The organism is Stackebrandtia albiflava, from assembly GCF_007994225.1.
Taxonomy (GTDB): Bacteria; Actinomycetota; Actinomycetes; order Mycobacteriales; family Micromonosporaceae; genus Stackebrandtia; species Stackebrandtia albiflava.
The window spans coordinates 180,329-188,980 of sequence record NZ_VLLL01000007.1; the positions used below are offsets into that span (position 1 = coordinate 180,329).

At 69.1% G+C, this 8,652-nt stretch carries 7 protein-coding genes; 4 read left to right on the forward strand and 3 right to left on the reverse strand.

Features of this window, described 5'->3' with window-relative positions; genetic code table 11:
- Positions 1 to 89: 89 nt before the first annotated feature.
- The 3 genes from LX16_RS19755 (at position 90) to bagB (ending at position 2,792) form a co-directional block, all read left to right on the forward strand.
- On the forward strand, positions 90 to 599 hold the full coding sequence (locus tag LX16_RS19755) for an Rv0361 family membrane protein (RefSeq protein WP_147141282.1): 510 nt from the start codon (positions 90 to 92) through the stop codon (positions 597 to 599).
- Between the two features lie 82 nt (positions 600 to 681).
- Positions 682 to 1,656, forward strand: coding sequence for an ATPase BagA (bagA, locus tag LX16_RS19760; protein ID WP_147141285.1), 975 nt, complete (start codon positions 682 to 684; stop codon positions 1,654 to 1,656).
- Complete coding sequence (gene bagB, locus LX16_RS19765) at positions 1,653 to 2,792, forward strand: ArsA family ATPase (protein WP_147141288.1); 1,140 nt, start codon at positions 1,653 to 1,655, stop codon at positions 2,790 to 2,792. Before bagA ends, bagB begins: the two co-directional genes overlap by 4 nt.
- A gap of 89 nt (positions 2,793 to 2,881) precedes the next feature.
- Here bagB and LX16_RS19770 read toward each other — a convergent pair whose 3' ends face one another.
- Positions 2,882 to 3,193: a WhiB family transcriptional regulator gene (locus tag LX16_RS19770; RefSeq protein WP_147141292.1), complete on the reverse strand. Its 312-nt coding sequence runs from the start codon at positions 3,191 to 3,193 to the stop codon at positions 2,882 to 2,884.
- Between the two features lie 275 nt (positions 3,194 to 3,468).
- Between LX16_RS19770 and LX16_RS19775 the strand changes: the two genes are divergently transcribed.
- On the forward strand, positions 3,469 to 5,991 hold the full coding sequence (locus LX16_RS19775; protein WP_158645664.1) for a transglycosylase domain-containing protein: 2,523 nt from the start codon (positions 3,469 to 3,471) through the stop codon (positions 5,989 to 5,991).
- A gap of 433 nt (positions 5,992 to 6,424) precedes the next feature.
- Here LX16_RS19775 and LX16_RS19780 read toward each other — a convergent pair whose 3' ends face one another.
- A complete protein-coding gene (locus LX16_RS19780) occupies positions 6,425 to 7,321 on the reverse strand; it encodes a CDP-alcohol phosphatidyltransferase family protein (RefSeq protein ID WP_147142049.1) in 897 nt (298 codons plus the stop codon).
- Between the two features lie 334 nt (positions 7,322 to 7,655).
- Positions 7,656 to 8,579, reverse strand: a complete 924-nt coding sequence (locus LX16_RS19785; protein ID WP_147141299.1) for an NUDIX hydrolase — start codon at positions 8,577 to 8,579, stop codon at positions 7,656 to 7,658.
- Between the last annotated feature and the right edge of the window lie 73 nt (positions 8,580 to 8,652).

Sequence of the window (8,652 nt, forward strand, 5' to 3'; positions counted from 1 at the left end):
GTCCGCGCCGGGAACCCCGACGCCGGCCCACGTGACGGGCCGCACCGCCCACCACGGTGTTAGTACCAAGGACCTGCGAGGAATACCCCATGCCGCTGCCGGAAGACACCACCACCGTCGAACCCGAGGAACCGTCCTCGCCTCCCAGGGGCACCCTGATCGCGGCGGCACTGCTGTCGGCCGTCGCGGTGTTCGTGGCCGCCGTGGTCCTGGGCGTGATGTGGCTGGCGGGAGCCTGGGAGGGCACCGGCCGGGAGAGCCCGGTCGAGTCGGTGGACGGCTTCCTGACCGCGCTGCTGGTCGACCGTGACCCGCAGGCGGCCGCCTCCTACACCTGTAAGTCGCTGACCGGTGACCTCACCGAGGCGCTGCGGTTGCTGGAGTCGCTGCCGGAGGCGGGCACGCCCGAGGCCGCGGCGACCGGCTTCACCTGGACGACACCCGACGAGATCAGCAACACCGACGACACCGCGATAGTCACCGCCGACGTCACCCTGGAACTCACGGGCGAGTCGGAGCGCTGGTCGTTCGCGGTCGTGACGGGCGACCCCGACCAGACGTGGCGGGTCTGCGGAGTGGTCACCGAACCGGTGGAGTGAACACCCCCGGGGCCGGGTGATCCACCCCCGTGCGCGCCTCCCTGAACGGGCACCGGTGATCCACGAGCTCTAAGCTGGGCCAATGCCATCGGATGCCGCGGCCGGCCCCGTGCCGCACCTTCACGTAGTCACCGGCAAGGGCGGGGTGGGAAAGACCACGGTCGCGGCCGCCCTGGCCATGGCGTTGACGCCGCCCGGTGGCCGGACGCTGCTGGTGGAGGTGGAGGGCCGGCAGGCGTTGGCGTCGCTGTTCGACACCCCGGCGCTGCCCTACGCGGAGCGGCACGTGGCGACCGCGCCCGGCGGCGGCGAGGTGTTCGCCCTGGCGGTGGACGCGGAGGCGGCTCTGCTCGACTACCTGGCGATGTTCTACAAGCTCGGGTCGGCGGGCAAGGCGCTGCGCAAGGTCGGCGCCATCGACTTCGCGACCACGATCGCGCCGGGGCTGCGGGACATCCTCCTCACCGGGAAGGTGAAGGAGGCGGCGACCCGCACCGACCACGGCCGGCGGGTCTACGACGCGGTCGTGTTGGACGCGCCGCCCACCGGGCGGGTGTCGCGCTTCCTGAACGTGACGGTGGAGGCGTCGAAGTTGGCGAAGGTGGGACCGATCCGGACGCACAGCGACGGCGTGGCGAAGCTGCTGCACTCCCCCGCGACGGCGGTTCACGTGGTGACCCGGCTGGAGGAGATGCCGGTGCAGGAGACCGCGGACGCGCTCGCGGAGCTGGCGGCGTTGAAACTGCCGGTGGGCGACGTGATCGTGAACTCGGTGAACCCGCCGCTGCTGGCGGGTGTGCGGGTCACCAAGGCGGGCCTGAAACGGGACCTGGCGGCCGTTGGCCTGCCCTCCGACCAGCGGACCGTGGCGGCGCTCGCCGCCGAGGCCGCCGACCACCAGCAGCGGCTCGCCGTGGAGGACAGGTTGCGCGGCGAACTGTCGGAGTTGGGCCGCCCGATGGTGGAACTGCCGTTGTTCACCGACGGCATGGATCTGTCCAATTTGTATGAGATGGCAGCGTTGCTGCGGGAACACCTCGACGGGGAGGCCCGGTGACACGTTCCAAGGTGCTCGACACCGACGCCCTGATCGGCGACCCGCAGACCCGGGTCGTCGTGTGCTGCGGGTCGGGCGGGGTCGGTAAGACCACGACGGCGGCGTCGCTGGCACTGCGCGCCGCTGAACGGTTCGGCCGCCGCACGGTGGTGCTGACCATCGACCCGGCGCGGCGGCTCGCCCAGTCGCTGGGCCTGGCCGAACTCGACAACGCGCCACGCCGCGTCGAGAAGGTGGTCGACGGGTCGCTCGACGCCATGATGCTCGACATGAAACGGACGTTCGACGAGGTCGTGCTCGCCCACACGACACGGGAACAGGCCGACGAGATCTTCGCCAACCCGTTCTACCAGGCGATGAGCGGTACCTTCGCGGGTACGCAGGAGTACATGGCGATGGAGAAGCTGGCGCAGCTCCGCGCCCGCGACGAGTGGGATCTCATCGTCGTCGACACGCCGCCGTCCCGTTCGGCGCTGGACTTCCTGGACGCGCCCGCCCGGCTGGCCAGGTTCCTCGACGGCCGGATGATGCGACTGCTGACCTCGTCGTCACGCGGCGGGCACAGCGTGTTCTCGCTGATGACGTCGTCGATGTCCTTCTTCACCCGCACCATCAACAAGGTGATCGGCGGCCGGCTGTTGTCGGACATCGGGACCTTCGCCGCCTCGCTCGACTCCACGTTCGGCGGGTTCCGCACGCGCGCCGAGGCGACGTTCAAGGCGTTGCAGAACCCGCAGACCGCGTTCCTGGTGGTGGCCGCGCCCGAACCGGACGCGATACGCGAGGCCGTGTACTTCACGAGGCGGCTCACGGAGGAGAGGATGCCGTTGGCGGGCCTCGTGCTCAACCGGTCGCATTCGGTGGCGGCCACGGGGTTGTCGGCCGAACGCGCCATGGGGGCGGTGGAGGCGCTGGAGGACTCCGGCGACGACACCCCGACCGCCGACGTGCTCCGTGTCCATTCCCGGCTGGTGTCGCAGGTGGCGACGGAGACGCGCATCGCGGCCCGGTTCACCGCGGCGTGCCCCGACGTCCCCCAGGCACGTGTACCGGCGTTTGCCGCCGACGTACACGACCTGGAGGACCTGCGTGCCGTTGCCGAGGCCCTCGCCGGTTCCGGTTCCGCTCCGCCGTAGCGTCCGGCCGCCGAGGCCCCGTCGTCTAGTGGGAGGTGAACCGAACGGCCCGGTCGCGCCGTTCAGCCCCCCGTCGTCCGTCTGCCGTCCTACCCGATGGTCGTGAGTGTGCGCGACCGCCGTTGCCGCTCCTCCTCGGCGAGCGCCTTCTCGAAGATCCGCCGCCAGCTGCGCACGTCGGGGTGCTTGCGCAGCAACGCACGGCGCTCCCGTTCGGTCATTCCGCCCCAGACGCCGAACTCGACGTTGTTGTCGAGCGCGTCGGCCAGGCACTCCATCCGCACCGGGCAGCCCTTGCAGACCTTCTTGGCGACGTTCTGTTCGGCCCCCTGCACGAACAGCGCGTCAGGGTCACCTTCACGGCATGCCGCCAAGGACGACCACTCCACCATCATCGTCATGTGCCAAACCCCCTGGTTCCCTCTCCTGCTGGTGAACTACGGAAGCCGACGCCGGCCTGCCTCGCGTGACGTCAACTCCGGACAGTGCACGTTTCGTAACTATATGACTACTCGCCGCACACGGCAAGTATTAGCGACTCTCAATCCACGGAAGTCGGCAACCATGTCACCGGCCTCAAACGTCTCTTACCCAAATGCCCCGCAACCGACCATGCGGCGGCGTCACGGAGATCCCGTAGGGTGAGGCGGTGCAGTGGATGAACCGGGACCGAAGCGTGGCATCCAACGCCTCGGCGTTGCTGATCTGCGGCCTGTTGGCCGGTCTGGTGGTGGCGGCCGCGGCCTTCCCCGCGCTGGCGGTGGCGGGATTGACCGCCAAGACCAGCGCCGACGGGTTCAAGAACCTCCCCGCGGTTCTGCAGGAACCTCCGACGCCCGAGACCTCGTGGGTGTACACCAAAGACGGCAAACTGATCACATCTTTCTTCGATGAGAGCCGGAAGCAGATTCCGCTCGACGAGATCGCGCCGGTCATGATCGACGCCATCATCGCCGCGGAGGACAACCGCTTCTATGAACACAACGGGGTAGACCTCTTCGGGGTTATTCGTGCGGCGGCGGCAAATCAAAGTTCCGACGGCGTGGAACAGGGCGCCTCGACGCTGACCATGCAATACGTGCGACAGGCACTGGTGTACAACGCCAAGACGAACATCGAGGTGTTGGAGGCCACCGAGGACACCCCCGAGCGCAAGATCCGCGAGATGCGCTACGCGGTGTCGGTCGAGAAAGAACTGTCCAAAGACGAGATCCTGGAGCGGTATCTCAACCTGGTCTATCTGGGCAATCAGTCGTACGGCATCTACGCCGCGGCCAACGCGTACTTCAACACCACCCCCGACGAACTGACCCTCCCGCAGGCGGCGCTGCTGGCCGCGCTCCCCAAGGCCCCCGGCACCATCGACCCCACGCTGGAGAACGACGAGGCGCAGACCAACGCCGTCGCGCGCCGCAACTACGTGCTCGACCAGATGGTCCGCACCGGCGCGATCACCGCCGCGGAGGCCACCGAGGCCAAGGACACCGAACTCGGACTGGACGTCCAGGCGGCCCCCAACAAGTGCGTCTCGGTTCCCGCCGACAAGCTCGACTGGGGTTTCTTCTGCGACTACTTCACCCAGTGGTGGGCCGGCAACGAGGCATTGGGCGGCACTCCGGAGGACCGGATGGCGATGCTCAACCGCGGCGGCTACACCATCGTGACCTCCCTGGAGTCGGACCTGCAGGCCAAGGCGCAGAACCACGTCACCAGCCGCGTCGACAAGGACAGCACCTGGGCGATGGGCACCGTGACCCTCGACCCGACCACCGGGCACATCCGGGCGATGGCGCTCAACCGCGACTACAAGCTCGACCAGAAGGACAACGGCCCCAGCACCAACCCGAGATTCCGAGCGAACGACGTCAAGGGCAGCTACCCCAACACCACGCTGCCGCTGCTGTCGGGCGCGCCGCTGGGCAGTGAGGCGGGGGCCGGCTTCCAGGTCGGCTCGACCTTCAAGATGTTCACCATGGTCGCGGCCCTGGAGGAGGGCATCCCGCTCAACCTCACGCTCAGGAACAAGAGCCCGTATCCGTCCAAAGAGTATTATGCGGGCAGCACTCCCAGTCCCGCCTCCTGCGGCCGGATGAAGGACGGCCTGTACGTCTGGTGCCCCGGCAACGACAGCCCGAGTTACCAGGACGTCACCGCCAACATGTGGAACGCCTTCGGCCGGTCGATCAACACCTACTTCGTCCAGCTCATCGAGATGGTGGGCGCCGAGAAGGTCGTCGCGATGGCCGAACGGCTCGGCATCGAATGGCGCAACTACGTAGACCGGGACTACTCGGAGCCCGGCTGCCAGGAGCACCCCGACCTTCCCGAAGACGAGTGGCCGTGCCTGGAGCCGGACCGTTGGGGGTCACTCACCCTGGGCGTCGCCGACAGCACCGCGCTCGACATGGCGGAGGCGTACGGCACCGTCGCCTCCGGCGGCATCCACTGCAACCCGCTCCCGGTGGTCAGCATCACCACCTCCACCGGAGAGGCCGTCGACGCGGCACAACCCGACTGCGAACGGGTACTCAGCAAGGCGGTCGCCGACGCCGCCGCCGACGCCATGCGCTGCCCGGTGGGTCAACAGTCCCACTACGGCAAGTGCAACACCGGCACCTTCTCGCAGGCGAACAGCATCGTGGGCCGCCCGATCGCCGGCAAGACCGGTACCACCGATCACAGCCAGGCCTCCTGGTTCGTGGCGAGCGCCCCCAACGCCACCACCGCCGGATTCATCGGCGACCCGGACTATCGAAAATCGGAAGTCCCCGGGTACATGCACAACCTGCCGCACGAGGCCGCCTCCTACACGCTGAGAGACGCGCTCAAGGGCATGGACACCGTCGACTTCAAGAAACCCGACGAGGCGATGGCCAACGGCAAGAACCTCGTACAGGTACCCGCGATGGACTGTGTCTCGCCCGAGGAGGCGGAATCCCGGCTCCAGAACGCCGGCCTGGTACCCAACCGGGTCGAGGGCGAACGTTCGAAGTGCGCCAAGGGCGAGGTGTACGGCACCTCACCGAGCGGTTCGCTCCCGAAGGGTTCCACGGTCGACTACCTGGTCTCCACCGGCAAGGAACGTGACGACCGGGTGCCCGCCACCGGTACCACCCCGCCGTGGGGGCCGCAGACGCCCCCGGACGGCGAGCTCCCGATCGCCGACCTGCCGCCGAACTGCCAACGCTGGATGTGCTGAGCTCCGCCACGAACGTGCTGAGCTGAGCCACATCACCGGCCGACGACGGGCCGCCCACCGACCGGTGGGCGGCCCGTTCCGCGTTCCCACCCCGCAATGCCCGTGTACCCATTCCCGCCCGGCCCGCGCACCGGGCTCGGTGGCCCGTTCCGGGCGCTCGGTGCCCGTTCCCGGCGCTCAGTGGCTCCATTCCGTGCTCGGTGGCCCGCCCCACCTCCCCCTTCCGCTTGGTCCCCGCCAAGCCGTGCTCGGTCCCTTCAGCAGGCGTGATCCCCGCACGCGGCGGGGACCAAGCGCCACCGGAAGGGGACCAAGCGGGTCAGAGGGTGCGGGGAGACACGAGGGCACGCGGCAAGGGTCCGCGGCCGGGCATGCGAAAGGCCCCGCCCGGTCGCCGTGTCGGCGGAACGGGGCGGGGCCCCAAGTACGTGAATCAGATCACGGCGGCGCGGCGGCGGTGCACCGCCCACAACAGCGGGCCGCTCACCAGATAGGCCGCCACCAGCACCAGGAACGTCACCTGGATGTCGATGAGGAGGCCCACCACCGGCAACGGCCACAACCACGCCGGAACCTTCCGGAGCTGGCTCAGCTTGGCGTACGGGAAGCCCGACACCATCATCAGGGCCAGCATCGCCACACCCGCGGCGAAGACGACGTTGACGTCCGCGAGCACCAGCGTGCTGATGGCCAGCACCGTCGCCGCGAGCGTCGTCGGGACGCCGGAGAAGAACCGGCCGTCCTTCGGGGAGACGTTGAACCGCGCCAACCGGATCGCCGCGCACACCGCCATCAACGCGCACGCGCCGCCGATCGCCCAGTTCGGGAGCTCACCGCTCATCGCCTGGAACACCACCAGCGGCGTGGCGATGCCGAACGAGCACATGTCGGCCAGCGAATCCATCTGCGCGCCGAACGGGCTCGCGACACCGAACTTGCGCGCGAGCGGCCCGTCCACGGCGTCCATGATGATGCAGCCCAGCAGCAGCGCCGCCGCCACCTGGACCTCACCGGCGAGCGACAGCATCACCGCGGCCATGCCGAGCAGGATGCTGACGAGGGTGCACGCGTTGGCCAACGCGAAGTACATGCGCCGCCGCAGGGTCGGTTCACCCGGCAGCAACGGGATCGGGGTGGGGGGCGCGTCCGGGTCGTCGACCGTGGGGACGGCACCGACCAGACCCGCCGGGGCGGGACTCACCGGCACCACCGCGGGGTCGAAGGGCTCCAACAACCGCACGCCGTCGGGGCGGCGGCGACGGAGAGTGCGAATCGGGTGTATCGGCCGAATGGTGACCAATCGGCGCGCGAGCGAACCGCTGCGACGCAATCGGGACAGGCCACGCCCGGCGGGCCGGGGGCTGTCACTTACACGCCGACGCCGCCAAGGGGTCGTGCGCACGATCGTTCCTCCTCATACGGCGAAGGCCGAACCGGAGTCCGTACCGACCCGGGCCGACCCGCCGTCATCGCGTTGCCTGCGGCACATGTGAAGCCGCAGACCCGCGCCGGACTTCTCCGGCGCGACTTACACCATGGCACATCGACACAAGCTTTCGCTAGCCCTCCCTGGTGGATGATCCGGTCACCGGGGTGTGATAGGTGACAGACCGGCATGAAACCGGCGACACGGTACGTATCATTTCGATCTCACTCCGGGGCCGTCAGGTGGTGATGTCACCCGCGATACGCAGGGCGTCGCTCAACGCCGCCGACATCTTCAGGCCCGGTACCTGGTCGGCCTGCCACCATCGCGACTCCGACGTCGAGCCGCCGGCCGTCTCCACCACCCGGGCGCGGCTCGGCCGCGACACACGTGTCCGATAGATGGCCCGTACGCCGTGCCAGTCGAGCGGGTACCCCTCCGGGCCGATGGCCCTGCGGTGCCGGAACGACGTCACGTCCAGCAGCTCCTCTATCTCGGCGTCCTGGCCGGTCTCCTCGGCGATCTCCCGCAGCAGCGCGTCCTTCGGCTGTTCCCCGAAGTCGACGCCGCCGCCGGGCAGATGCCAGCAACCGCCGCCCGGGTACCCGTCCGAGATGCGCGCCAACAGCACCCGGCCCGCGTCGTCGGTGGTGAGGCCGTAGACACCGAACCGTTGACCACGCCGGCGGCGTCCCCGTTTGGCGCGGCGCGGCGGTGTCGGCCGGGGAGTCTGGGGCTGCTTCTCCACGGTCAGGGATTCCAGATCACCGAAGCCCAGGACCATCGCCACGAACGGCGTCATCGGGTCGTCCCGCACCTCGGCCGGGAACACCCAGCGGGCCTCCTCGGTGGTGCCGTTCACCTCGGGACGCAACGTCCCACCGGTGATCCGGACGTCGAACAGGACACCGTTGTTGTGGACCTCGTCCCCCACTATCGCCGACACCACGTCACGTGCCCGCTCCACCTCGACGGTCAGGCCGGTCTCCTCGGCGAACTCCCGAACCACCGCGTCTCTGGGATGCTCACCGTGATTCACGCCGCCGCCGGGAAGGAACCACCATCCCGGATTCACCGCCCGCTCGGACGCCCGCGCCAACAGAATCCGGCCTTGCGAATCCCACACCACCCCATACGCGGCTATTCGGAACCTCGACTGCATCGCCCAAGCCTACGCCGGGTGACACGCCAGCTCACCGCCCCGAAAGCCCGCCGAGAGGCCGCCACGTGGCCCG

Coding starts and splice junctions, on each gene's coding strand:
- LX16_RS19755 (WP_147141282.1), top strand. CDS start 90: ATGCCGCTGCCGGAAGACACCACCACCGTCGAACCCGAGGAACCGTCC.
- bagA (WP_147141285.1), top strand. CDS start 682: ATGCCATCGGATGCCGCGGCCGGCCCCGTGCCGCACCTTCACGTAGTC.
- LX16_RS19770 (WP_147141292.1), bottom strand. CDS start 3,193: ATGACGATGATGGTGGAGTGGTCGTCCTTGGCGGCATGCCGTGAAGGT.
- LX16_RS19785 (WP_147141299.1), bottom strand. CDS start 8,579: ATGCAGTCGAGGTTCCGAATAGCCGCGTATGGGGTGGTGTGGGATTCG.